Here is a 23795-nt window from a genome sequence, read left to right as displayed (position 1 = left end):
TAATATCGATATTAAATAATAGATACAAACAAATGATTTAAAGAATTAGGAGGAAAACCAATGAAATTTTATAAAAACCTAAAATTATCTACACGATTAGTAATTTATTTTTTAGTTACTATTTTTTCAACAGTAACTATTGGAATTATAGGTATAAGAAACATGAATGAAATTAATAAATCAGCTCAGTATTTATACTATAATACCATTAAGGCGATGAATTCAATTAGTAAAATAGATAAAGATCAATTAAATATTTTTAAGAACACTGAATTAATAATAAGTTCTAAAGATGAAAATGAAATAAAAAAATTATCTGAAGAAAATGACAAATTATCAAAAGAAGTTAATGATCAAATTGATATTTATGAAACTACTATTGATGACGATACTGAAAGGGAAATTTTTAATCAATTTCAGGAAAAGTTAAATGTGTATAGAGAAGTTAGATTAGATTACATAGAATTAGCTAAAAATAAAAAAAATGATGAAGCTGCAGGTAAGGTATTTGATGTCATAAATACAAGAAATGATATGAGAAGCGAATTAGATAAATTACTTAAATTAAACGACGAGTGGGCATTAGAATCTATAAATGATAGTACTTCTACTTTTTATAGCGCAATTAAATTAATTGTAGTTATTCTTATCTTCTTAATTATAATATCAAGTATATTGGGAATTACAATTCAAAAAACAATAAAAAAATCTTTAAATATTATAAAAGAATTATCTAATAGGCTATCTAATTATGATTTATCAACTCCTATGGTAATAGAAAATAATGATGAATTTGGCGAAATAGGACAAAGTTTAAATAAAGCACAAGAAAATATTAGCTTAATGATAAAAGGAATAATGAATAGCTCTCAAGATATGAGTGCTTCAAGTGAAGAATTATCAGCAACAGTTGAAGAGATGACTTCAAAGCTTGAAATTATAAATGACTTAACGAAGGAAATTAATTCAGCAGCACAGGAAAGTAGTGCTACTGCAGAGGAGATATCTGCATCAGTACAAGAAGTCGATTCAAGTGTTTCTATATTATCAAGTAAATCAGTTGATGGAAGTAATAATGCAATTGAAATAAAAAATAGAGCCACTAAAGTTAAGAAGGATAGTAAAATTGCAAAAGAAAATACAAACGAAATTTACATTGAAATAGAAAAAGATGTTCTAAAGAATATAGAACAAGGAAAAGTTGTTAATGATATTAAAATTATGGCAGATTCCATTGAAAATATAGCAGGGCAAACAAATTTACTTGCACTTAATGCAGCTATAGAGGCAGCAAGAGCAGGAGAACAAGGAAAAGGCTTTGCGGTGGTTGCAGACGAAGTAAGAGTACTAGCAGAACAATCCTCTGTCGCTGTAAAAAATGTTAAGGCTACTATAGACAAGGTACATGAAGCTTTTAATAACTTATCAGAAAATAGTAATAAGTTATTAAGATTTATGAATGAAAATATTAGTCCACAATTTGAAACTTTCGTAGAAATTGGAGAAGAATATGAGAATGATGGAAACTTTGTAAGCAATATATCTGAAGAATTAGCTTCAATGACTGAAGAAATTTCAGCAACAATAAATCAAGTTAGTGAAGCAGTTCAAAACATGGCAGAGATGTCACAAAAATCATCAGAAAATTTAGATGGAATATATGGAAGTGTAAATGAGTCAACTAAGGCAATGGAGCAAGTTGCGAATGTAGCTCAAGGACAAGCAGAGCTTGCACAGGATCTTAATGAAATGATTTTAAAATTCAAGGTTTAAATTATATTATATGTGAATTAAAGTGTGATATAATTATATAATATAGATTTAATATGAAGAATTGATAAATAGATTTTTATGATTTTAATAAGCATAGATTGTATATTTAAATTTTTAATATACAATCTATGCTAAGAATATAAATGTATTTAATCTTTATAAAAGTGTACCTAAGGGTACGCTTTTTATAATGAAAAAATAAATTATTGGCGGGAGGATGGATTAAATGGTAATGACATATTTAAATGATTTATTTAATGATAAAAAGTTTTTAAGGAAGACCATAGCTATTGGAATTCCAATAGCTGTGCAAGCTCTTCTTAATACAACTTTAAATCTTGTAGATACAATGATGATTGGAACTTTAGGTCAAAGTACTATAGCAGCAGTTGGTCTTGCAAACAAAGTGTTTTTTGTTTTTACTTTATTGTTATTTGGTATTGTTAGCGGATCTTCAATATTGACTGCTCAGTATTGGGGAAAAAAGGATATAAAAAATATTAGAAGAGTTTTAGGGATATCTCTTATCATAGGGCTTTTAGGAGCAATTATTTTTATGTTAGCAGGATTATTTATACCTAAAGCTGTTATGAGGATTTTTACTCCAAGTGAAAGCACAATAAAGGTTGGAGCAGCTTATTTAGCTATAGTAGCTTTAAGTTATCCTTTAACTGCAATTACAAATTGTTATATATCGCTTTTAAGAGCAACTAATAAAGTTAAGGCGCCTGTTTTTATAAGTATAATTTCTATTGGTGTTAATGTTATATTAAATTATGCACTTATATTTGGTAATTTTGGAGCACCAAAGCTTGGAGTAGAAGGTGCAGCCATTGCTACAGTTATTGCTAGATTAGTTGAATGTATATCAATATTATCAATTGTGTATATAAGCAAAGGACCAGCAGCTGCCAAATTAAAGGAACTTGTTAATTTTGATAAGGAATTTATCAAGAAGTATTTTGTTACTGTATCACCTGTTATAGCTAATGAGTTTATGTGGGGTCTTGGAGTTACTATGTATTCATTAGTTTATGGAAGAATGGGAGATGAAGCAGTTGCTTCAATAACAATAACTCAAAATGTTGAACAAATATGTATTGTTATATTCCAAGGCTTAAGCACTGCTACTGCAGTTATTTTAGGTAATGAACTTGGAGCTAATAAACTAAAAGAAGCAGAAAAACATGCTAAAAACTTTTTTGTATTGCAAATGATATTAACTTTATTTATGGGGATTGTATGTTTTATGATAAGAACTCCTTTAATTAGATTATTCTCTGTTCCAGATAATGTAGCTTCTAATATAACTAAGTGTTTAAATGTATTTATATGCTACTTGCCATTTAGAATGTTTAATTTAGTTAACATTGTAGGCGTACTTAGAAGTGGCGGAGATACAAAGGCATCACTTCTTTTAGACATTACAGGAGTATGGTGTGTTGGAATACCACTTGCTTTTTTAGGGGGAATAATTTTAGGACTACCTATATATTATGTTTATGCAATGATAACATTAGAAGAAATTTATAAATTTATTTTAGGTTTTAGAAGATATAAACAAAAGAAATGGGTTAAAAATATAGTTGGAGCATAGTAATTAAAAATATTGTTCATTTAAAAATCATAAGAGTTATAATTTTATTGTAGCAAATAGTAATAGTACTAAAGGGGGCTTTTAATTGCATATAAAAGAAGTTATTACTAAAAATATCATATATAAAATAAGAAGAAGAATACCAATTCATAAAAAAACATCTGAATCATTAAGATTAGGAATACTTCTTGCAGCAGTAGGTGGATTTTTAGATGCGTACACATTTATATGTAGAGGTGGAGTATTTGCAAATGCTGAGACTGGGAATATAGTACTAGTTGCACTTGCAATTACTAAGAGAAACTATAAAGATGTATTCATGGCAGCACTGCCAATTTTAGCATTTGTAGCTGGAGTTTTAGTGACTGAAATAATAAGAGAAAGATCTATAAATAATTATGAGGAATCTACAAAGGCCGAAAAGTTTATTTTAATTATTGAAGCAGTTGTACTTTTTATAGTTGGATTTATACCAACTACTATACCACATATATTTGTAACAACTACAATAGCATTTGTTTCATCAGTACAAATATCATCATTTAGAAGGCTAGTAGATTCTCCTTATAGCACAACTATGTGTACAGGAAATTTAAGAGTTGCTTCTCAATCAGCTTATCTAGCTATAATTAAAAAAGATAAAAGTGCATCTTCAAGGTCTTTTAGATATATAATAGTAATATTTTCATTTTTATTTGGTGCATCCTTAGGTGGGATTTTAACTACAAGGCTAGGAGTAAAGTCAATATGGATTTGTTCTTTAATATTAATAGTATCAAATATTTTATTTAGTATAGATGAATATAGATTTATGGAAAAAGGTATTATTTCGCACTAATTTATGAGAAATAATACCTTTTTTCATTGAAATTTTATCTACGTTATTATTTTAATTGAATTTCTAAACTATATATTTTTAAAAACTATATATGCTACTACAAACAATTAAAAGTTGAAATAATATTAATGTTTGTGTATAATACCAATATAAATTATGAATAAACTCGTATATCGTCGGTAATATGGACCGAAAGTTTCTACCTGCTAACCGTAAATAGGCAGACTACGAGGTAGTGTATTTAAAAAGGATATTAGTATAAATAAATTTTTATATAAATTTATAGGCTTACTTCTGTTTTTAAGGACAACACCTCGATTGCGAGGTGTTTTTTATTACTTAAAAATGGAGGATAAGGTTATGGATAAAGTAAAAACAACAGATGAAATTAACTTAGTATATGGAGTTGATGATAATCCATCAATATTAGAAAAGATATTATTTGGAATTCAACATATATTTGCTGCTTTTGGTGGGATAATAGTTGTTCCACTAGTTATATCTAGTGCTTTAGGCTTTGATGCTAAAACAGGAACAGCTTTAATAAGCGCATCAATACTTGCAGCAGGTCTTGCAACTATAATACAAGCTAGAGGAGTAGGACCAGTAGGATCTAAAGTAGCTTGTATAATGGGAACAGATTTTACATTTGTTTCACCGTCTATTACAGTTGGATCAGTATTAGGACTTCCAGGAATAATAGGAGCTACAATTCTAGGAGCTATCTTTGAGGTAATTCTTAGCTATTTTATAAGACCATTAATGAAATTATTTCCACCATTAGTCACTGGTACAGTGGTATGTTTAATCGGATTAACATTATTACCAGTATCAATTGATTGGGCTGCAGGAGGAGTTGGAGCATCAGATTATGGTAGCATAAAAAATATATCAATTTCAATGCTTGTACTTATTGGAACATTATTATTAAACCGTTATGGGAAAGGTATGCTTAGTAGTGCATCTATACTTATAGGAATGTTAGTTGGATATATTGTATGTATTCCTTTAGGATTAGTAGACTTTACAGCAGTTAAGGAAGCAAGCTGGATTTCAATACCTAAGATATTTGAATATGGTGTAACTTTTGATTTAAAAGCACTTATTGCATTTATTCCAGCATATTTTGTAACAGCAATAGAAACCGTAGGATGTTTAAAGGCAATTGGGGAAGTTTCAGAAGTAGATATGAATGAAAAACGCATTGGAGCAGGCGTATTATCTGATGGGATTGGAAGTATGATAGGTGGAGTTGTAGGTACATTACCAAATACAACCTTTAGTCAAAACGTTGGGCTAATACCATTAACTAAAGTAGCTAGTCGTTATGTAGCTGTAATGGCAGGTATTATACTAGTTATTTTAGGATTCCTACCTAAGCTTGCAGCAATAGTAAACGGCATTCCTCAACCTGTTTTAGGTGGTGTTGGAATAGTTATGTTTGGAACAGTTGCAGCAGCAGGAATTAAAACATTAAGTAAAGTTAAAATAAATGAACGTAATCTTTTAATAATAGCTACATCAATTGGCTTAGGACTTGGAGTAACATTTAGACCAGAATTTATTTCACAATTACCAGAGGCATTAAAAATGATTTTTGCATCAGGTATATCAACAGGAACAATAACAGCATTAGTTCTAAATGTAGTTTTAAGAGAAGATAAAGAAGAATTAGAAGCGATGAAGGAAAATGATGTAGATGCAGCATAATATATAAGCATAACAGTAAAAACTCCAACAATTTGATTTGTTGGGGTTTTATTTCGTAATTTAAGAAAACTATATTTATAGATTCCTAAAAAATGTTGTATATATAGAAACAAATACTATGAATAATCCACTTGAAATTAATAAAATAGATTCTCCTTTTTTATCATTAATATATGAGGAATATCCATTTGATACATTCAATATACCTAATATTATCAATATAATTGGTATTGCAATTTTAGAATTTATAATATTAAATAAACCTAAAACTGCCAATATGATAACGATAATTAACATTAATATCCTACTAATTTTTCTCAATTAAACCGCCTCCTAATAGAATAATCTTCTCAAATATAATACGATTGTTCATTAACTATACTTTAATCATATACCATAAAAAGGTAAAAAGTCTATGATATTATAGTATATTTAAAAGAGTATTTAGTTTTTTTAATATTATAGTACAATTAAAGGATAATTTGTAAATTTAGTGTATAATTAATTTGAGACTATTATTTAGGCTAGGTATTTAGGGGGATAAAATGAAAAATATTGATAAAGATTTAAAGATTTCTACTACATTAATAGTTATATCTTTTTTGATGGCACTTTTAATTTTAGGTAAGTTGAAGTTAGACAAGCCTGTATTTTTGAAAAATTATAAAGAAGTTGAAATTATAGAAAATGGTGATTCTCTCTCTACTTTAGGTTATGATATTGAACTAAAATACATATCAAATAGAGAAGATAAAAGAAAAGTATCATCTATAACCTTTAAAGAGGAACCCAAATTGAATTTTTATGCAAGTGAAAATAACTCAGGAGGATTGATGAGGTTTTATAATTATAGTAATGATAACATTGAAAATCATGGAAGATATGGTGTTCATACAGTTTTTCTGAACTTAAACTCACAAAACTATGGATATGATTTATCTAATAATATCATGTTAAGTGAAGCAACTATAACTTTTAATGATGGTCTTACTATGGATGTAGATTTAGGAAAAATAATACTTTATAAATATAATAATGAGGAAACCCCATTACAAAATTCAGGAGTAGAGGGATCAAGTGATGGTAATAATAGAAGTATGTTTTGGGTTACTGATTATATAAGAGTATCCCATGTTTATTCATCATTATTTGAGGATACCAAAGATTTGTTTGATTTTAATATAGACAAGCTAGGAAGTATGGATTCTATGAATACAATTTATAATAAAAATGAGCATTTATATTTTACTTCACAATTTTATTGTACAGATGATCTAGAAAGAAAGCTTTATAGTTATGATATAAAACCAGTTATTTATTTTAAAGATAGAAGTGAAAAAGAATATAAAAAAAGAATACACAATATAAATTATAATCCTAACTTTAACTTTTATGATATATACAAATATCTAAGAAGTAAGGGGGAAATATAAAATGATAAATGGATATAAAAAGATATTTTGGGGTATGTTTTTTACAACTTTTCACTTCAATTTAGGATCAATTAAGCTTTTACCAAATTTTATTGGAATATTAATTATATGCTCAGGAATAAAGGAAATATTAATTGAACATGATAATATCTCACTTAATATATCATTGAAATTAAACAATATAAAAGCATTTATTGCTTTTATAACTTTTATATTACCATTTATGAGTATAGAAACCTCATCTAATAATATAATTTTAAATACAATATTGTTTAATATAGGCAGTATTTTAGAATTTTTAAGTATGTTAAAGCTTTTAGAAGGAACTTCACAAATTTTATCTGAAAAATATAATAGTTATCTAGGAATAGAATATGAAGATAAGGCGATAAAGTATATTTATTTATATCCAGTTGTAGTAATTGTAAGTAATATTAACTTTATATTTATGTCAGAATTGGTAGGAGTAGTAATTGTAATATATGCATTACTAATAATAATATGGATAATGTTATCTTTTAAAAGGCTATATAAAGATGATTTGCAAATAGTTAAATAAATTAATATAAACTTACAAATAATACTGTTATAGAAATATGGAGGTGTTATTAATGATTAAAAATATATTAGATGAGTTACAACTTAAAAAATCTGAAAATTTATCAGATAATAATTTCAATAGAAATACAGCATTAGGTATGAACAGAGATTTAGATAAATTAAAAATAAATGATGATTTTTCTAATGAAGATGTAATATTTGATGAGTATTCATCAAAAATAACTAACTCTTATATAGAATTAAATGATGTTGTAAAAGAAAAGGACAAATATAAAAACTCAAAAGATGATAAAAACAAGGTGAGTTTAAGCTCTTTACCCTTAGATAATAAATAATATTAAAAAAGTTCTTCAGTTTAATTGAAGAACTTTTTTGATTTTAGAGACTGTGAAGCAAAGTATTGAAGGTATTATATATTTGGGTTTAATAAAAATAAAACCTATTAAATATATTGACAATATTGATACTCGATATTACAATAAAAGTAAGATTATCCAATAGTTATATTGTATTTTGTTAACAATATCGAGTATCGATGTTAGGGGTGATTTCAGATGGCAAGAGAACAGTTTCAGAATTTAACTGAACCAATGTATTATATTTTAATGTCTTTGCTACAAGAGAGATGTGGTGTGGATATTATGACTAGTGTAGATGAAATATCTAATGGTCGTGTTAGAGTAGGGCCAGGAACTTTATATGCTTTACTCGGAAAATTTGAAAAGGAGGGTATGATTCGGGAAACTGAAGTAATTGGGAGAAAGAGAAGCTATATTATTACAGATAAAGGCATAAATACATTAAAGGAAGAATATAGTCGTTTAATTACTTTGGTTGAAGATGGTAAATTGCTTTTAGGGGGAGATAGTTATGATGTTTAGGGATAGCAAATGGGTAATATATAACTTTTTACCGTATGAATATAAATCTTTGGAAAAATATTTAGAAAGTATGGCATTAAAGGGATGGAGGTTAGAAAGTATAACTGGAATGTTACTGAAGTTTAAGAAAAGTGAATTTAAGGTAGTAAAGTATTCAGTTGATATAATGGATAGTATATCTTTTTTTGATGGAAAAGATAGTGATAAAGCTTTAGGCTACAGAGAATACTGTAAGGAAGCTGGATGGGAATTTGTCTGCGAAAGAGAAAAGATACAAATTTACTGTAGTGAAAGTGAAGAAAGTAGAATAGATATTCATACTGATGAAGGTGAGAAGTTTAATACTATCCGTAAAGCTTCATTGAAATATGTTTGTTTAAACCTAATAACTTTAATAAGTCTTCTATATATTCAATATATTATAACTATTGGAGATTCAGATGCACATTTTTTAGCAAGCACGTTAGTTCTAGGAAGCCTATTAATTGTAATGCTTTTTACTATACATGAATTTATAGGATTAATTAGATTTATTATATTTGATATTAAAGGAAGAAATAGTTTAAAAAGAAATAAAAAGGTATCTTATGATTTTGAAGTCGGTGTCTTAGTAAAAAGAATAATTTACAAAGTTGAATTAGCAATAATTATAGCGATGATAATAGGTTTTACTATAACATCAGATTTATGGGTAATAAAGTTAATAATTGTTATGTTATTATTAGGAATTTTATCTAACTATATAATAAATTTTATAAAAAATAAAAATTACAAAAATAATAAGTGGATAATTATTGGAGCATATACAATAATAACATTGGTATTTTTTATTACAATATCAAATATTATTTTTTCAAGCGTATTAGCAAGAACTTATAGAAGTAATGAAAAATTAAATGAGGATAATTATATATTAAGTCTTAGAGATTTCAATGATAAAGATAAAGATGAAGAAGTATTTTTAGGTGAGGAAAAGAGCCTTTTAGCATCTTATTTATATTATAGTAATTCAGGGGAGGAGATTCATTTAAGCTATAGCTTATTTGAAAGCAAATACCAATGGGCAGTTAGATATAACTTTAATAAAAGAATTAATTTTGCAAATAAAATTAATGTGAAATATATAGAAAAAGAAACTAATTTACCTAAGGATATTAAAGTTTATATGAACGAGCATGGTCATCAATATTTTATAGTTTCGCCTAATAGAATGGTAGAAATATCAACTATAGAGGAGATAAGTGAAGAAGAATTAATAGATATTGTTTATAAAAAGTTATTTAAATTATGAGTTTTTAATTGAAAGCTTCAAGTTTAGTGGGTTCATATTATTGAATCCACTTCTATTTATATTTAGTTGTAAAATTTTTCTTCAAAAGTAGCAGAGTTTAGTGATATATTTAAATTATTATTTTAAATATTAATTCATTCAAAGAATATATAATGTAAAGTAGATTTAATTATTAAAAGTAAAATTATCTGGAGGAGTAATATGAATAAGGAAATTAAGATATATCAAGTTGATGCATTTACAAATAAAGCTTTTAAAGGAAATCCAGCAGCAGTTTGTATTTTAGAAGAAGATATAAATGATGATTTGATGAGGAGTATTGCACAGGAAATGAATTTGTCAGAAACAGCATTTGTTAAACCATTAGAGTGTTCTGATGTAAATAGTTGTAGTTTCTTTTCCTTAAGATGGTTTACTCCTGAAGTAGAAGTAGATTTATGTGGACATGCAACTATAGCAACTTCAAAGGTACTATTTGATGAATTCAACATAAGTGGGCAAGAAATAAAGTATCAAACCAAAAGTGGAACTCTTATTGCTAAAAGGGAAAATGAGAAGATAGGTTTAGACTTTCCAATAGACAAGCCTTTAAATTTTGAATTAACAGAAGATATTTTAAAAGCTATGGGAATAAAAAAATATTTTAAAGCTATAATAGGTGAAAAAACAAGAAAACTTGTTATAGAACTAGAAAGCGAAGAGGAAATAATTAATTTACAACCAAACTTCGAAAAACTAAAAGTGTTAAGTTTTAATACTAATGTAAAAGGAATAGGGGTTACTTGTAAAGGTAGAAAAAAATACGATTTTATATCAAGATACTTTAATCCTTGGGCAGGAATAAATGAGGACCCAGTTACAGGATCAGTACATACTCTATTAGCAAGTTATTGGAGTAGCATATTAAATAAAAGTGAAATGTTATCTTATCAATGTTCAAATAGAGGTGGAGAAATTTTAATAAAAGTATTAGAAAATAACAGAGTAGAGTTAAGTGGTGAGGCAGTTGTAGTGTTTAAGGGAGAATTATATATATAAATAAATATTTATAAGAATTTTTAGTGAAATCATTAAAAATTAGAACTATTAATGTGTCAGATTAAGTAGATAAACATAGGATATTATATCTAATAAAATATTAAGAATTATATTATAAGGGTAATTCTTTAATAATGGGAGGATATAATTAATGAGAATACTATATGATGAAACTGAACTAGATACAGTTAGCGAAATGGAATATGTAAAAGAGCATTTAGAATTGGAAGAAGATTCAGAAAAACAAATAGGAATGAGTGAAGATGAAAAAGAAATGTGGGAATATGTAAAGAAAACTAGACCTACAAAAAAAGAAGCACACAAAATTAAATGTGAAGAAGAAATGGAAGATAAAGAAGATAGATGTCCAGATTCTAAACACACTCGACTTGAAGCTAATTGTAAATCAGAGATCCACGTTAAGCCTAAAAATAAAATAATATATGTATGTCCAAGAACAGCTCAATATTTTTTAGCAACTTCATCAAAATGTTGTGGACAAATTAAGGTTAAATTTATTGGACATGGATTTAATCCAAAATTTAAAAAGGTTTGCGGAAGCCTTGGAACTTATTTCATACTAAATGCAGGAATTCTATTTATTCCTAAGAAAGATTTACAACCTGGTGAAATTGATGTATTACCTTTTGAAGCATTTGATGGATGTAATAAATTTAAGTTTGATGTAGTATTTACTTTTGACCCATGTAAATGTTGTAATAAATAAATTATAGGCCGTAAGTATTCAGACATCTTAAATTGGCATTTAAGATGTCTGTTTTGCATAATGCAGTAGTTTTTATTTAATGAATAAAAACTATATTTAAAGTTAATTAATATGCTAGATTTAAATAAAATAGCATATTATATTGTGGGCTTAGTATAGGATTTGAAATTTTATTATAAAATGATTCTATAGTAATGGGAGGATATAATTAATGGAAACATTATATAGTGAAGATGACTTTAATATAGCTATTGAGACTGAATATAGTGAAGATGACTTTAATATAGCTATTGAGACTGAAAATGACTTTAATATAGCTATTGAGACTGAAAATGGGGACGAAAGTTTAGAGTTGGTTGAAGATATAAATGATGAAGCAAAGGCATCTATGGAAGAAGATGAAGAAAAATGGTCATGTGAGAATAAAACATTACTTCAAGCTAATTGTAAATTAGAAATGCATATTGAATCCAAAAATAAAGTGATATACGTATATCCAGGAAAAGTTCAATATTTTTTAGCATCATCATCAAAGAGTTGTGGAGCTGTTAGTGTCAAGTATATAGGCCCTAACTATAATAAAAGGTGTAGCAAAGTGAGAGGTATTCTTGGAAACTATTATATTTTAAATGCAGGAATATTATTCGTTCCTAAAAAATGTTTGAAGCCAGGTAAAATTGATATATTACCTCTATTAGCATTTGATGGATGTAACTATTATAATTTTGAAGCAGTATTTAATTATGATCCATGTCGATATCGTAATAAATAAATACAAAGTGATTAATAATTAAAATGAGCTGTTTAATTTTCAACAGCTCATTTTAATCTAACTATATTTTTATAAAATTTACAATAGTTACTGAAATTATTATATAATAAAGTTAAATGTATAGGAGGATTTTGAATGGATAGATATAATGAGGAAGTTGATGATGAAAATATACTAATAGAAGATATATCAAGGCAAACTTATTTAAGATTATTATCAAAACAATATCAAAGCATTGCAGAATCGGCTACAGAAATCATTAATTTAGAAGCAATTTTAAATTTACCAAAAGGAACAGAGCACTTTTTAAGTGATATACATGGAGAATATGAGCCTTTCATTCATGTTTTGAAAAATGGATCTGGGACAGTTAAAAGAAAAATAGAAGATATATTTGGAAATACATTAATGGACAGTGAAAAGAAAAGCCTTGCAACTTTAGTTTATTATCCAGAACAAAAATTAGAAATAGTTTTAAAAGAAGAAAAAAATATTGGTGACTGGTACAAAATAACCTTATATAGGCTTATTGAATTATGCAGATATGCGTCATCTAAGTATACAAGGTCAAAAGTGAGAAAGGCACTGCCAAAAGATTTTACTTATGTCATAGAAGAGTTATTACATGAACAAGTAAATGGAATAGACAAACAAAAGTATTATGATAAGATAATTACTACAATTATTGATATTGATAGGGCAAATGAATTTATAATTGCACTAGCTAAGCTTATACAAAGATTAGTTATTGATAGACTTCATATATTAGGAGATATATATGATAGAGGGCCAAGGCCAGATATAATTTTAGATACACTTATAAATTATCATTCAGTTGATATACAATGGGGAAATCATGACATACTTTGGATGGGAGCGGCATCAGGTTCAAGAGTATGTACAGCTAATGTTTTAAGGATTTCAGCTAGATATTCAAATTTAGATATAATAGAAGACATTTACGGAATTAACATATTGCCATTAGCAACCTTTGCACTTAAGTATTACAAAGATGATCCATGTAAAAATTTTATTCCTAAATTAAATGATAAAAGTAGCTATAATAATTTTGAGATAGATTTAATAGCTAAAATGCATAAAGCTATAACTATTATTCAATTTAAACTTGAAAATGAAGTAATAGAAAGAAATCCAGAATTTAAAATGAAACATAGGTTATTATTAAATAATATAGATTATGATAAGGGAATTATTAAATTAAATAATAATATATATGAACTTAATGATAAAAATTTTCCTACTATAGATAAAGGAAATCCATTTAAGCTTACAAGGGATGAAGAGATTTTAATTGAAAAACTAGAGTCTTCTTTTATTAATAGTGAGAAATTACAAAGGCATATCTCTTTTCTTTTTGAAAAAGGAAGCGTTTATTTAAAATATAATGATAGTCTTTTATTACATGGATGTATACCTTTAAATAAGGATAAAACCTTTAAAAGTATGACTATACAAGGAAAAGAATATAGTGGAAAAATTCTTTTAGAAAAGCTTGAATCCTTAGCAAGAGAAGGGTACTTTAGTAAAAGAGATACTAAGGAAAGAGAATATGGAATGGATATAATGTGGTATCTATGGACGGGCTCTAATTCATCACTTTTTGGTAAAGAACAAATGACTACATTTGAAAGATATTTTATAGATGATAAAACTACACATAAGGAATATAAGAATCCATATTATAAATGGAGAGATGATGAAGCAGTATGTAATACAATTCTTGAAGAGTTTGGAATTAACTCCAATGAGGGAAGAATAATTAATGGACATGTACCTGTTAAAAATAAAAGCGGAGAAAGTCCTATAAAAGCAAATGGTAAACTTATAGTAATAGATGGTGGATTTGCTAAAGCATACAGAAGTCATACAGGAATAGCTGGATACACTCTTATATATAATTCATATGGATTTCAGTTAGTCGCTCACGAACCCTTTGACTCAATAGAAGATGCTATAGTAAATGAAAAAGATATTCTTTCTACAATTACTGTGGTAGAAAAAAATTTAGAAAGAAGAAGAGTTAAAGATACTGATATTGGGTTAGAGCTAAAAAGGCAAATAAGAGACTTAAAGATGTTACTTACGGCATATAGAAAAGGCTTGATAAAATAATTTTCAAATCAGATAAGTTTGTTTTTAAATAAAAAGGAAACATAGCTATCTATCACTAATATGATAGATAGCTATGCTTATTATACAAAGTTTATACACTGTTCTTTTTATAACAATACTTTAATTTCTTTAATTATTATTTTAATTATATATTATTGAATAGTTACTTTAAATATATTAGAAGAGGTATGAGTGCTATCCCAACGACCATATATTTCAATAATATACTCACCCTTCTCACTTGGCAGCTCAATTGAGTACTTATTTGATGAGCCTAACTTCTTTTCATCACAATCTTTTCTAGGCTTGTCTTCCAAATTTACAATATATACTTCCTTAGGTTTTAAAGAAAATGAAACTTCAATAGTATCTCCAGGGTTTGCATAAAAAGTATCCATTTCTTTTCCTATTTCATAAGGACTACCCCTCATTATAGAATTACCACCGAATTTAGGATTAAACCAATTTTCATCTCCTGATTTTGTATAAAGTTTATTTCCTTGATACTTAATATTTACAGTAGGTCTTTTTGAAGAAAATGGTTCTGTTATCTTTTCATAGATATAAGACGATAAGATTAGTACACTAATGATTACACCTATTACAATGTAAGTTTTATTTTTTATTTTCATATGTCATCCTTTCCTCCTTTCTTGGCTTAAGAATATTAATGCTTCTTAATAAAGAAAATAACTCTGTTATGCTTTTAAGAATTTAGTTAATTTACAAAATAGTCTTTTCTATATATTAAGTTTAACATAATATAAGTAAATCAAAGGCAATCATATGCGTCTAATAGGTGATAATAAAAGAAATAGTTGAACTTGTTATTGTAATTTATATTAGATTTAAGTTTCTATAAAGAGAGAAAAAGTAAATCAATATAAAATACAGATAAAGTTGAAAATAATTACCAATATAGGTAAAATTATATATATAAATTAATGTATTATAAGCAGAATTAATGAAAGGTAGAGTGGGAAATATGGGGATTTTAGGTTTATCAAATTTTATTTTAATATTGTTAACTGGAATTATAATTTATGTTGCTTGGTTCAATGCTAAAAATGTAGTAAAGCAAAGAGAAATTAGTGTCGCAGGTTATGTTTTTTTGTTAGGAATAGTACCATTATCTAGTTTTTTTCTAATATATTTTATAATAACTACAAGTTTTTTAGATTTTTTTGGTTATATACTTGTAATACTATTTGCATGTTTCGTATTCATAAGTACATGGATTTTTATAGCTCTTAATGGTGAACACAAAAAAGTTGAATTGTCTATGAACATAGTAATTGCTATTATTTCGCTAATATTTATGATGCTGATGGGACTTATAGAAGCTCTACCGAATGAAATACTAGAATTTTTTTTAAAGCCATTAATATCAATGGGAAGTAAATATGATATATGGAGTAGACCTCCGTATCAATTAGCTCACTTTTTGACTTTTGCAATTTCATTTCCTTATATGACATCTTTCATTATTAGTAAAGTTGTTTTAAGCTTTAGGAAATATAAAATGGGAGTTAATACTTACAATTAATTATTATTCAAATACTTATTTCTAAATATTTTTATTAGATTTTTCCATAGTTAATATTTTTATGAGAGGAGTTAATAAATATGAAAGGAAAATTTTTAAACATAAGTATATTTGTATTGAGCATTATTTCTTTAATAATATCAACTAAATTATTTTGGAATATTGCAATTTACTCAGATGAATTTAACACATCTCCAGATATAATATTAGGTGGGGAGTTTTGGTTGAATATGAATTGGTTAATGCTTGGGTTTATTACATTTATATGTGTTTTATCTGGTATAAGCCTACTTATTAAGAATGAAAAATAAACAAACAATTTTAAAATATTATTTTTTATAACATAAAAATAGGAGGCAGTGATTATGAGTTTATTTAATAAACTATTCTTAATATTAATGTTGCCCTTGGTGGCTATTTGGATGATTATAACAGGAGATAGTAAAGAAATGCCTTTATTATTAAATGATATATATAAAGATATGAAAAAAATAAAATGATAAAATACTTTAATAAATTATTTAATAAATAGAATTGATAATATGATTTAAATATTATATAAGCAAAAGGACATATTATAAATGAATAGCATGTCCTTTTGCTTATTTTGTAATTAAAACTTAATTATTAAAATTAAGAAAAACAAGATAAAATTAAATTATATAATGGTAAAAATAGTAATTAGGGGGTGTGTATATTGAGAAGAAAATTAAATAAAAGTAGGATAATAATTTCAATACTTATTATTATATTGATATTAGTAAGTATTAGATTAGTAGTTAATTTAAACTCAAGAAATAAGTATAAAAATGAAGGAATAAATATGACAGAAGAAGACAAGGAAGTAGTAAATAAAGTTATTGAATTAGCAGAAGAAAAAATAGGTTTTCAATACGTATGGGGTGGAAAAGGTGAGATTATGACTGGTGAAAGGCTTGATGAATTAATAGGATACTATGGAGAAAGTTATTATCCATTAAAGAGAGAAACATATATAGGAAATCAAGCCTTCGATTGCTCTGGATTAACTTATTGGATATATAAAGAATTAACAGGAGTTGAAATCGGATATTCAACTTATGATCAAGAAGAAACATTGCAAGAATATGAAGTTGATAAAGAAGATATACAACCTGGAGATTTAATTTTTACTCCAGGACATGTAGTTTTATATAAAGGAAAAGGAAAAATTATAAATGCATATAATAAGTTACCTTATCCACTAGGAGGAGTAAAGAATGGAGATCTTTATTTAGGAGAAGACAGCGTAATATATAGACCTATCGATTATATAAATTCACTAAAATAATTACGAAGAGAAGGGAACTTTTTTATCTATATAAAACTCTTAGTTATATACTTAGAATTTAAGGGACAAGGTTAAAGGGGGAAGAGGATTGGAGCTTGAGGTTAAGAAAGCTATAAATGGGGATAAAGAAGCTCTTTTAAGACTAATTATGAGTGAAAAAGATAACTATTATAAATTAGCTTATGTATATATGAAAAATAAACATGATGCCTTAGATATATTACAAGAGATGATAGTAGTTTTATATAAAGAAATTCCAAAGCTTAAAAAGCTTGATTCTTTTTATAGTTGGAGTAAAACAATACTAGTTAATTTATGCAAAAATGAACTATCAAAGAGGAAGAGGTATGAAGAGGTTGATTTAGAAAATATATCAGAAGAAAATACTTTTAAGGAGTCAGAAGATAAAATTTATCTAAAATCTCTTATAGAAAATTTAAATGAAAATCAAAAGGAAGTTATTAGGCTTAGATATTATTTAGATTATTCTTATGATGAAATTGCAACAATTATGAAAATTCCCTTAGGTACAGTTAAATCCAGAATTAATAAAGGAATTAATAGAATAAGAAAAATTATAGGTGGTGACGTAAATGATGGATTTAGATAAAGAATTAAATAGTCTGAAAGAAAAGGATTTAAAAGCTCCACCGCAATTTGAAAATTTAATGAAAGAAGCATTAGGTGATGCAAAAAGAGAGAATAAAAAGAAACTAAATTTAAATAATAAATATATAAAAATAGCTTTGATATTTATAGCATTTATGTTTATTTTTAATTTAAGTATAGTTTCTGCAATGATAAAAAAGTTAATGGGACATGATGATTATTTTTCTTATAATAGTTACGTAAAAAAGCTTAATAATAAAGGAGAACTTCAAGAGGTTAATAAATCAGTAGAATTTAGTAACGGTAAAAAAGTAACAATAGAAGCAATTGTTTATGATAATAAGTATATTTCTGTTTTTATGAGAGGAAGTATTACTTATGCAGATAGATTTTTACCAACAGATGAGCCGCCTGAAGAATATGATTCTACTAAACCTAAATCTGATATAAGAATTTTAGAGGGTGATTTTGTATCAGGTTCAAGTGCATTTAGTGAAAAAGATAAAAATGGAGATACATTAAGTGTATGGACATTTAAAATAGGAGAAAATAAAAAGGATTTTACATTAGAAATTACAGAGGAAGGCGAAGCTAAAGAGATAACTGTAGATATAGATTCATCTAAGATAGTTAAGATTAAGAATATAGAGCCAGAAAATAATGAAATTCAAATAGATGAAGTAAGCTTTATAGTAAATAATTTGAGAGTTAGTCCTTTAGCTATAAATCTAGATTATTCAGTAATTTCTAATGATGAAGAAAAGATTAAGGCTATTCAAAAAAATGATGGAAGCTTTTTTAATGAAGGTATATATTTTAGGCCTGATATAGAAGGTAGAAATATTGAGAGAATGGGTGTAGTTGTACATGATGAAAAGGAAACTATAAATAATGGTATTAGAATAGTTGAAAACTTTGTTCTAAAGGACTTAGCCATAGATGAATTTAATAAGGCTAAGATAGTTATAGCATCAGCAAATTTTAGCGAAGCTTTAAATATTGATATTAAGAGTAATATTAAAGATACTTGGGTAAATGATAATTTATTTATAGAAGAATTAAAATATGATGATCAAAAAGAAATAGTAGATATATCTTACTGGAGTAAGTATAAGAGAATATGGTTTGATAAGTATTTACCATATGAAATAATTCCTTATGATGGTGTTGTTTCATTAGAAGCATCTACTCATAAAAGCAATATGAAGAATTTTCTAGGAGAAGATTATAGGAATTTTATATTTATGAGAAGGCAACTATATATTGGAGATGGGAAAAAGTTTTTTGTTGTAAATAACAAAGCTATAGATATAAATAAAAAAGATAGAACTATAAAGTTAAAAATTGATTATTAGTTAATTGAATTTTTAAAAAATATTGACAATAAAGCAAATAAGATATATAATCCATATTAATCAATAAGCATAACGAAGATTTATAAATGTTTATAATTCGGAGTATAAGATAATTAAAAGCTGTGATAAGAACAAGTAGTAGTTAGTAAAGCTTACAGAAAGTAACCGGTTGATGAGAGGCGCAAGATAAGCTAATTATGAATACATCTTTGAGCTTCACACCAAATGACTTTTAAGGTTTAGTAGGCTGTGACGTATTCCTTGCACACGTTATAGTGCTAGAGTATTACCTGGGTAATAATGGAGTACTCGAAAAGGTAGGCAATGTGAATTGTCTATGAACTTAAGGTGGTAACACGAAGATTTATCTCTCGTCCTTTTGATATAAGGGACGGGAGTTTTTTGTTTTTAAAAATACTTATCTTGGTTCAGATACTTTTATCAAGTAGCTTTTACAAAGTTAGTCTTATAGAACTTGCTTATATTTTAAATAATATAAGAGGAGTGTTTTAGATGAAAAAAACAATTGAAGAGCAAATGAAAATTATTAAAAAGGGAGTAGACACAATAGTTAATGAAGAAGAATTAAGAAAAAAGCTAGAAAAAGCTGAAAAAAATAATGAATCATTAATTATTAAGTTAGGACTTGATCCAAGTGCACCGGATATTCATCTTGGTCATGCTGTTGTTTTACGTAAAATTAAACAAATGCAAGATCTAGGCCATAAAGCGGTAATAGTTATTGGAGATTTTACAGGTAAAATAGGAGATCCAACAGGAAAGGCAAAAGGAAGGAAGGCATTAACTGATGAAGAGGTTTTAAATAATGCTGAAACTTATAAGGAGCAAATATTTAAAGTTTTAGATAAAAATAAAACGGAAGTTCGTTTTAATAGTGAGTGGCTTTCAAAATTAACTTTTGACAAAGTTTTAAATTTAGCTGCAACTACTACCGTTGCTCGTATATTAGAAAGAGATGATTTTCAAAAAAGGTATAAAAATAATATTCCAATAGGAATTCATGAATTTTTCTATCCTTTGATGCAAGCTTATGATTCAATTGCTTTAAAGTCTGATATAGAACTTGGAGGAACAGATCAAACCTTTAATATTTTAATGGGAAGAACTCTTCAAAAAACTATGGGACAAGAACAACAAATATCAATGTTTATGCCTATTTTAGAAGGATTAGATGGTATTGAAAAAATGAGTAAAAGTCTTGGGAACTACATTGGTGTAAATGAACCTGCTAATACAATGTTTAAAAAAATAATGGAAGTTCCAGATAATTTAATTATAAAATACTTTGAGCTAGCTACAGATGAGCATCCAGATAGAATAGATAAAATAAAGAATGAACTAATTAATGGCAAAAATCCAAAAGATGTTAAATTAGAATTAGCTAAAATAATAACAAAATTATATCACTCAGAAGAGGCTTTAAATGAAGCAATAGAATTTTATAATTCAGCATTTGCTAAAAAAGAAATACCAGATAATATTCCTAGCTTAAGTGTAGAAAATAATTTGTTGAAGGATATTACTTCTAAATTAATAGAAGAAAAGTATGTTCCGAGTAAAAAAGAATTTACTAGACTTGTAGAACAAGGTGGAGTTCAAATTAATGGAGAAAAAATAAATGATTTGAATATAAATTTATTTTCTGGAGATGTATTAAAAATAGGTAAAAAGAAATTTGTAAAGATAGAAATTAATTAATAAAATTAATTTTTTAAAGTAATGAGAAATAACCCTGTTAATTGGAACAGGGTTATTTTTATAAAGTTATCATATGATAAATTAGCATATTAATGTTATTTATTATGTGATAACTTTGATCTTTTAGTGAACTTTTTACCGTTAGAGTGAGCACCTTTCTTTTTCCCATTCTCAATACCAATTTCAGAGCCAGATTCTGAATACATTTTTCTAAGTTCAGCATTTGATTTAGGACGATCTTTTCTTCTATGTTTATTATTATCCATTTTAGTTCCCTCCTAATATAAGTTGTCTATATTAGCTTTTCCATAAGGTACTGAAAAAATATTATTAAAATGTAGCTTAATATAGTATTTATTATTTATAGAGGTATAACTTGTATCTTATTTTCTAAATTTAATTTGATTTTTACATAAATAACATCCTATAAGTGCAGTAATTGGTACTGCTAAAACTATTCCAATACTACCAGATAAGCCTTGAATAATCTCAATACCTAAAAGATCTAAATTTATCATTTTATTAAAAGGCATATTAGCTGAGAATACTAAAATTAAAATACTTAGTGATCCTCCAGCAAAAGCTAAAATTAAGGTGTTTGTCATTGTTCCAATCGTATCCTTACCAATATTCATAGCACTTTTAAATAAATCATTAAAACTTATTTTGCTATTTACTTTATGAATTTCAAATATAGAGGATGCAATTGACATAGCAATATCCATAACAGCACCAAGAGTAGCTACTAGAATCCCTGTAAACATTATTCCTCTGATTTTTAAACCTGTATCTTCAGCAATATACATTAAACTTTCAGCTTCACTCATATTTAAACCAGAAAGGTTTGTTAATGCACCAAAAATGTAAGCTATTATCCCAGAAATAACAACACCAGAAATAGTACCTAAAATAGCAGTTAGTGTCTTTTTATTGAAACCAGAAACTAATATAAGAGTGATAACTATGCTAAGTGTGCTCATAATTATTCCAGCCATTATAGGATTTACTCCCCTTAACATTAAAGGAACCATCAAATATACACAACATATTAAAGTAAATATTAGTGCAATCAAGGACTTAACGCCTTTAACTCCACCTATTGCTACAACTGAAAGTATAAATATTGCTACTAACAAATAAATCATATTGCTTCTATCATAGCTATATAAATTAAATTGAGTAGTTCCATTTTTTTCAGACACTCCAATTATAACTTTTGTTCCCTCTTTTACCTTTAAGTTATATAGTCTACTTATTGGATTCTCTATTTCTTGTAAAGTTTTAGAGTAAGGGCCAGATGAAACTTCAACAAGTACTTTTTGAAATCCAACTTCAACATTTTCTAGGAAAGGATCTTTTGCTAAGTCCTCACTTAATACTTCTTTAACAACTGCATTATAATATTTCATATTTCCATTATATTTGTCAGGTAAGAAACCACTTTTAAATATAAATTTTGAAATACCTATAAGGAGTAGGCTAAAAAATATAACACCAAGGACTAAAATAACGTTTTCATTTAAATAACCTTTTTTTTGTTTCTTATTCTTCTCAACCTTTTTACCCATTTTATCCTCCAAAGTAATATATATACAATAATAATTATAGTATAGTATTTATGAAAGGTAAATTACATAAGTAAAATATTGTAAAAATAATTTGGTTATTAAGTATTTTATTTAATATAGATAATACTGTATTATAATATGAGAAGGTTTTAATTATAAATCATAGGGGGACATATATGATAAATATATTAATAGTTGATGATGAAAAAGAAATTGTAGATTTGATTGACCTGTATTTAAGAAATAAAGGCTATTCTATATTTAAAGCATATGAAGGAAATGAAGCTTTAAATGTTTTAAAATTAGAAAAAATTAATTTAGTAATTATGGATTTAATGATGCCAGGAATAGATGGGTATTCTTTAATAAAGAAAATTAGGAGTACAAGCAATATACCAATAATAATTATATCTGCTAAATGTGAAAATTATGATAAGGTTTTAGGATTGGATGTAGGAGCTGATGATTATATAACAAAGCCTTTTGAACCACTAGAGTTAATAGCTAGAGTTAATGCTCAGCTAAGAAGGTGTTATTCTTTAAATGTGGAAGATAGTGTTGAAAAAATTATAAAAAGTAGAGATTTAATATTAGATAAAGAAAAAATTATTTTAACTAAAGATGGAAAAGAAATTACATTAACTTTAAAAGAGTTTAAAATGTTAGAATTATTTATGGAAAATAGAAACAGGGTTTTAACTAAACAAACAATATTTGAAAATGTTTGGAACGAAGATTATCTCTATGATGATAATGTAATAATGGTTCATATAAGCAATTTAAGAGATAAAATAGAAGATGATGATAAAGCTAATAAATACATAAAAACAATACGAGGAATAGGTTATAGATTTGAAGATAAATAATTTATTCAAAAGTAGAAGTTTAAGTAGAATTTTTATTATCAATTATGTTTATACAATAATAGTTTTTAT

25 protein-coding genes, 1 riboswitch and 1 other annotated feature are annotated in these 23795 nt (G+C 26.4%); of the genes, 21 read left to right on the top strand and 4 right to left on the bottom strand.

The window, feature by feature from the left end; all coding sequences use genetic code 11:
- Nucleotides 1-60: 60 nt before the first annotated feature.
- The 4 genes from ACYUEX_RS11420 to ACYUEX_RS11405 all read left to right on the top strand — a co-directional run bounded on the left by ACYUEX_RS11420 (nt 61) and on the right by ACYUEX_RS11405 (nt 5918).
- A complete protein-coding gene (locus ACYUEX_RS11420) occupies nt 61-1773 on the top strand; it encodes a methyl-accepting chemotaxis protein (protein ID WP_460288269.1) in 1713 nt (570 codons plus the stop codon).
- 226 nt (nt 1774-1999) lie between these two features.
- The gene (locus tag ACYUEX_RS11415; RefSeq protein WP_460288268.1) at nt 2000-3370 is read left to right on the top strand and encodes an MATE family efflux transporter; all 1371 of its coding nucleotides are present in this window, start codon (nt 2000-2002) and stop codon (nt 3368-3370) included.
- Between the two features lie 91 nt (nt 3371-3461).
- Complete coding sequence (locus tag ACYUEX_RS11410) at nt 3462-4208, top strand: YoaK family protein (RefSeq protein WP_460288433.1); 747 nt, start codon at nt 3462-3464, stop codon at nt 4206-4208.
- Between the two features lie 146 nt (nt 4209-4354).
- Nucleotides 4355-4456, top strand: a riboswitch (purine riboswitch).
- Between the two features lie 112 nt (nt 4457-4568).
- Complete coding sequence (locus ACYUEX_RS11405; protein WP_460288266.1) at nt 4569-5918, top strand: uracil-xanthine permease family protein; 1350 nt, start codon at nt 4569-4571, stop codon at nt 5916-5918.
- Between the two features lie 75 nt (nt 5919-5993).
- Here ACYUEX_RS11405 and ACYUEX_RS11400 read toward each other — a convergent pair whose 3' ends face one another.
- The gene (locus ACYUEX_RS11400; protein WP_460288265.1) at nt 5994-6239 is read right to left on the bottom strand and encodes a hypothetical protein; all 246 of its coding nucleotides are present in this window, start codon (nt 6237-6239) and stop codon (nt 5994-5996) included.
- Between the two features lie 224 nt (nt 6240-6463).
- Here ACYUEX_RS11400 and ACYUEX_RS11395 point away from each other — a divergent pair, with 224 nt between their 5' ends.
- The 9 genes from ACYUEX_RS11395 (at nt 6464) to ACYUEX_RS11355 (ending at nt 14754) form a co-directional block, all read left to right on the top strand.
- Entirely contained in the window at nt 6464-7351 is an 888-nt protein-coding gene (locus ACYUEX_RS11395; protein ID WP_460288264.1) for a hypothetical protein, read from the top strand.
- Between the two features lies 1 nt (nt 7352).
- Nucleotides 7353-7910, top strand: a complete 558-nt coding sequence (locus ACYUEX_RS11390) for a hypothetical protein (RefSeq protein WP_460288263.1) — start codon at nt 7353-7355, stop codon at nt 7908-7910.
- A 52-nt stretch (nt 7911-7962) separates the two neighbouring features.
- The gene (locus tag ACYUEX_RS11385; protein ID WP_460288261.1) at nt 7963-8247 is read left to right on the top strand and encodes a hypothetical protein; all 285 of its coding nucleotides are present in this window, start codon (nt 7963-7965) and stop codon (nt 8245-8247) included.
- Between the two features lie 219 nt (nt 8248-8466).
- Entirely contained in the window at nt 8467-8793 is a 327-nt protein-coding gene (locus tag ACYUEX_RS11380) for a PadR family transcriptional regulator (RefSeq protein WP_460288260.1), read from the top strand.
- Nucleotides 8783-10084, top strand: a complete 1302-nt coding sequence (locus tag ACYUEX_RS11375; protein WP_460288259.1) for a DUF2812 domain-containing protein — start codon at nt 8783-8785, stop codon at nt 10082-10084. Before ACYUEX_RS11380 ends, ACYUEX_RS11375 begins: the two co-directional genes overlap by 11 nt.
- Nucleotides 10085-10285: 201 nt before the next feature.
- A complete protein-coding gene (locus ACYUEX_RS11370; RefSeq protein ID WP_460288258.1) occupies nt 10286-11122 on the top strand; it encodes a PhzF family phenazine biosynthesis protein in 837 nt (278 codons plus the stop codon).
- A 151-nt stretch (nt 11123-11273) separates the two neighbouring features.
- Nucleotides 11274-11849, top strand: a complete 576-nt coding sequence (locus ACYUEX_RS11365) for a hypothetical protein (protein WP_460288257.1) — start codon at nt 11274-11276, stop codon at nt 11847-11849.
- 211 nt (nt 11850-12060) lie between these two features.
- Nucleotides 12061-12621, top strand: coding sequence for a hypothetical protein (locus tag ACYUEX_RS11360; RefSeq protein ID WP_460288256.1), 561 nt, complete (start codon nt 12061-12063; stop codon nt 12619-12621).
- Nucleotides 12622-12756: 135 nt separating this feature from the next.
- The gene (locus ACYUEX_RS11355; RefSeq protein ID WP_460288255.1) at nt 12757-14754 is read left to right on the top strand and encodes a fructose-1,6-bisphosphatase; all 1998 of its coding nucleotides are present in this window, start codon (nt 12757-12759) and stop codon (nt 14752-14754) included.
- 152 nt (nt 14755-14906) lie between these two features.
- Here the strand turns inward: ACYUEX_RS11355 and ACYUEX_RS11350 are convergent, their stop codons facing one another.
- Nucleotides 14907-15386 (bottom strand): hypothetical protein, encoded by a 480-nt coding sequence (locus tag ACYUEX_RS11350; RefSeq protein WP_460288254.1) that lies wholly within the window; start codon nt 15384-15386, stop codon nt 14907-14909.
- Between the two features lie 332 nt (nt 15387-15718).
- Here ACYUEX_RS11350 and ACYUEX_RS11345 point away from each other — a divergent pair, with 332 nt between their 5' ends.
- The 7 genes from ACYUEX_RS11345 (at nt 15719) to tyrS (ending at nt 21292) form a co-directional block, all read left to right on the top strand.
- Nucleotides 15719-16300: a hypothetical protein gene (locus tag ACYUEX_RS11345; RefSeq protein WP_460288253.1), complete on the top strand. Its 582-nt coding sequence runs from the start codon at nt 15719-15721 to the stop codon at nt 16298-16300.
- Nucleotides 16301-16380: 80 nt separating this feature from the next.
- On the top strand, nt 16381-16611 hold the full coding sequence (locus ACYUEX_RS11340) for a hypothetical protein (RefSeq protein ID WP_460288252.1): 231 nt from the start codon (nt 16381-16383) through the stop codon (nt 16609-16611).
- Between the two features lie 54 nt (nt 16612-16665).
- Nucleotides 16666-16800: a hypothetical protein gene (locus tag ACYUEX_RS11335; RefSeq protein ID WP_460288251.1), complete on the top strand. Its 135-nt coding sequence runs from the start codon at nt 16666-16668 to the stop codon at nt 16798-16800.
- 197 nt (nt 16801-16997) lie between these two features.
- A complete protein-coding gene (locus ACYUEX_RS11330) occupies nt 16998-17609 on the top strand; it encodes a C40 family peptidase (RefSeq protein WP_460288250.1) in 612 nt (203 codons plus the stop codon).
- An 88-nt stretch (nt 17610-17697) separates the two neighbouring features.
- Nucleotides 17698-18219 (top strand): RNA polymerase sigma factor, encoded by a 522-nt coding sequence (locus ACYUEX_RS11325; RefSeq protein ID WP_460288249.1) that lies wholly within the window; start codon nt 17698-17700, stop codon nt 18217-18219.
- A complete protein-coding gene (locus ACYUEX_RS11320) occupies nt 18203-19573 on the top strand; it encodes a DUF4179 domain-containing protein (protein ID WP_460288248.1) in 1371 nt (456 codons plus the stop codon). The genes ACYUEX_RS11325 and ACYUEX_RS11320 overlap by 17 nt, the downstream gene beginning before the upstream one ends.
- A 113-nt stretch (nt 19574-19686) precedes the next feature.
- Nucleotides 19687-19955 (top strand) — a binding site (T-box leader).
- Between the two features lie 131 nt (nt 19956-20086).
- Entirely contained in the window at nt 20087-21292 is a 1206-nt protein-coding gene (tyrS, locus tag ACYUEX_RS11315) for a tyrosine--tRNA ligase (RefSeq protein ID WP_460288247.1), read from the top strand.
- 95 nt (nt 21293-21387) lie between these two features.
- On the opposite strand, the gene ACYUEX_RS11310 is transcribed toward tyrS, so the two are convergent.
- Entirely contained in the window at nt 21388-21558 is a 171-nt protein-coding gene (locus ACYUEX_RS11310; protein WP_411168300.1) for a hypothetical protein, read from the bottom strand.
- 117 nt (nt 21559-21675) lie between these two features.
- A complete protein-coding gene (locus tag ACYUEX_RS11305; protein ID WP_460288245.1) occupies nt 21676-22860 on the bottom strand; it encodes a YibE/F family protein in 1185 nt (394 codons plus the stop codon).
- A gap of 176 nt (nt 22861-23036) precedes the next feature.
- On the opposite strand from ACYUEX_RS11305, the gene ACYUEX_RS11300 reads away from it, so the two are divergent.
- Nucleotides 23037-23726, top strand: a complete 690-nt coding sequence (locus ACYUEX_RS11300) for a response regulator transcription factor (protein ID WP_460288244.1) — start codon at nt 23037-23039, stop codon at nt 23724-23726.
- Nucleotides 23727-23795 lie beyond the last annotated feature (69 nt).

Source organism: Clostridium sp. CTA-7 (assembly GCF_054768095.1).
This window is presented reverse-complemented; position numbering and strand designations above follow the sequence as displayed.

What these genes read in the sequence shown, in the direction of transcription:
- ACYUEX_RS11320 (WP_460288248.1), top strand. Translation starts at nt 18,203, where the DNA reads ATGATGGATTTAGATAAAGAATTAAATAGTCTGAAAGAAAAGGATTTA.
- ACYUEX_RS11395 (WP_460288264.1), top strand. Translation starts at nt 6,464, where the DNA reads ATGAAAAATATTGATAAAGATTTAAAGATTTCTACTACATTAATAGTT.
- ACYUEX_RS11405 (WP_460288266.1), top strand. Translation starts at nt 4,569, where the DNA reads ATGGATAAAGTAAAAACAACAGATGAAATTAACTTAGTATATGGAGTT.
- ACYUEX_RS11340 (WP_460288252.1), top strand. Translation starts at nt 16,381, where the DNA reads ATGAAAGGAAAATTTTTAAACATAAGTATATTTGTATTGAGCATTATT.
- ACYUEX_RS11360 (WP_460288256.1), top strand. Translation starts at nt 12,061, where the DNA reads ATGGAAACATTATATAGTGAAGATGACTTTAATATAGCTATTGAGACT.
- ACYUEX_RS11375 (WP_460288259.1), top strand. Translation starts at nt 8,783, where the DNA reads ATGATGTTTAGGGATAGCAAATGGGTAATATATAACTTTTTACCGTAT.
- ACYUEX_RS11415 (WP_460288268.1), top strand. Translation starts at nt 2,000, where the DNA reads ATGGTAATGACATATTTAAATGATTTATTTAATGATAAAAAGTTTTTA.
- ACYUEX_RS11300 (WP_460288244.1), top strand. Translation starts at nt 23,037, where the DNA reads ATGATAAATATATTAATAGTTGATGATGAAAAAGAAATTGTAGATTTG.
- tyrS (WP_460288247.1), top strand. Translation starts at nt 20,087, where the DNA reads ATGAAAAAAACAATTGAAGAGCAAATGAAAATTATTAAAAAGGGAGTA.
- ACYUEX_RS11355 (WP_460288255.1), top strand. Translation starts at nt 12,757, where the DNA reads ATGGATAGATATAATGAGGAAGTTGATGATGAAAATATACTAATAGAA.
- ACYUEX_RS11370 (WP_460288258.1), top strand. Translation starts at nt 10,286, where the DNA reads ATGAATAAGGAAATTAAGATATATCAAGTTGATGCATTTACAAATAAA.
- ACYUEX_RS11305 (WP_460288245.1), bottom strand. Translation starts at nt 22,860, where the DNA reads ATGGGTAAAAAGGTTGAGAAGAATAAGAAACAAAAAAAAGGTTATTTA.
- ACYUEX_RS11380 (WP_460288260.1), top strand. Translation starts at nt 8,467, where the DNA reads ATGGCAAGAGAACAGTTTCAGAATTTAACTGAACCAATGTATTATATT.
- ACYUEX_RS11390 (WP_460288263.1), top strand. Translation starts at nt 7,353, where the DNA reads ATGATAAATGGATATAAAAAGATATTTTGGGGTATGTTTTTTACAACT.
- ACYUEX_RS11350 (WP_460288254.1), bottom strand. Translation starts at nt 15,386, where the DNA reads ATGAAAATAAAAAATAAAACTTACATTGTAATAGGTGTAATCATTAGT.
- ACYUEX_RS11385 (WP_460288261.1), top strand. Translation starts at nt 7,963, where the DNA reads ATGATTAAAAATATATTAGATGAGTTACAACTTAAAAAATCTGAAAAT.
- ACYUEX_RS11335 (WP_460288251.1), top strand. Translation starts at nt 16,666, where the DNA reads ATGAGTTTATTTAATAAACTATTCTTAATATTAATGTTGCCCTTGGTG.
- ACYUEX_RS11310 (WP_411168300.1), bottom strand. Translation starts at nt 21,558, where the DNA reads ATGGATAATAATAAACATAGAAGAAAAGATCGTCCTAAATCAAATGCT.
- ACYUEX_RS11420 (WP_460288269.1), top strand. Translation starts at nt 61, where the DNA reads ATGAAATTTTATAAAAACCTAAAATTATCTACACGATTAGTAATTTAT.
- ACYUEX_RS11345 (WP_460288253.1), top strand. Translation starts at nt 15,719, where the DNA reads ATGAAAGGTAGAGTGGGAAATATGGGGATTTTAGGTTTATCAAATTTT.
- ACYUEX_RS11365 (WP_460288257.1), top strand. Translation starts at nt 11,274, where the DNA reads ATGAGAATACTATATGATGAAACTGAACTAGATACAGTTAGCGAAATG.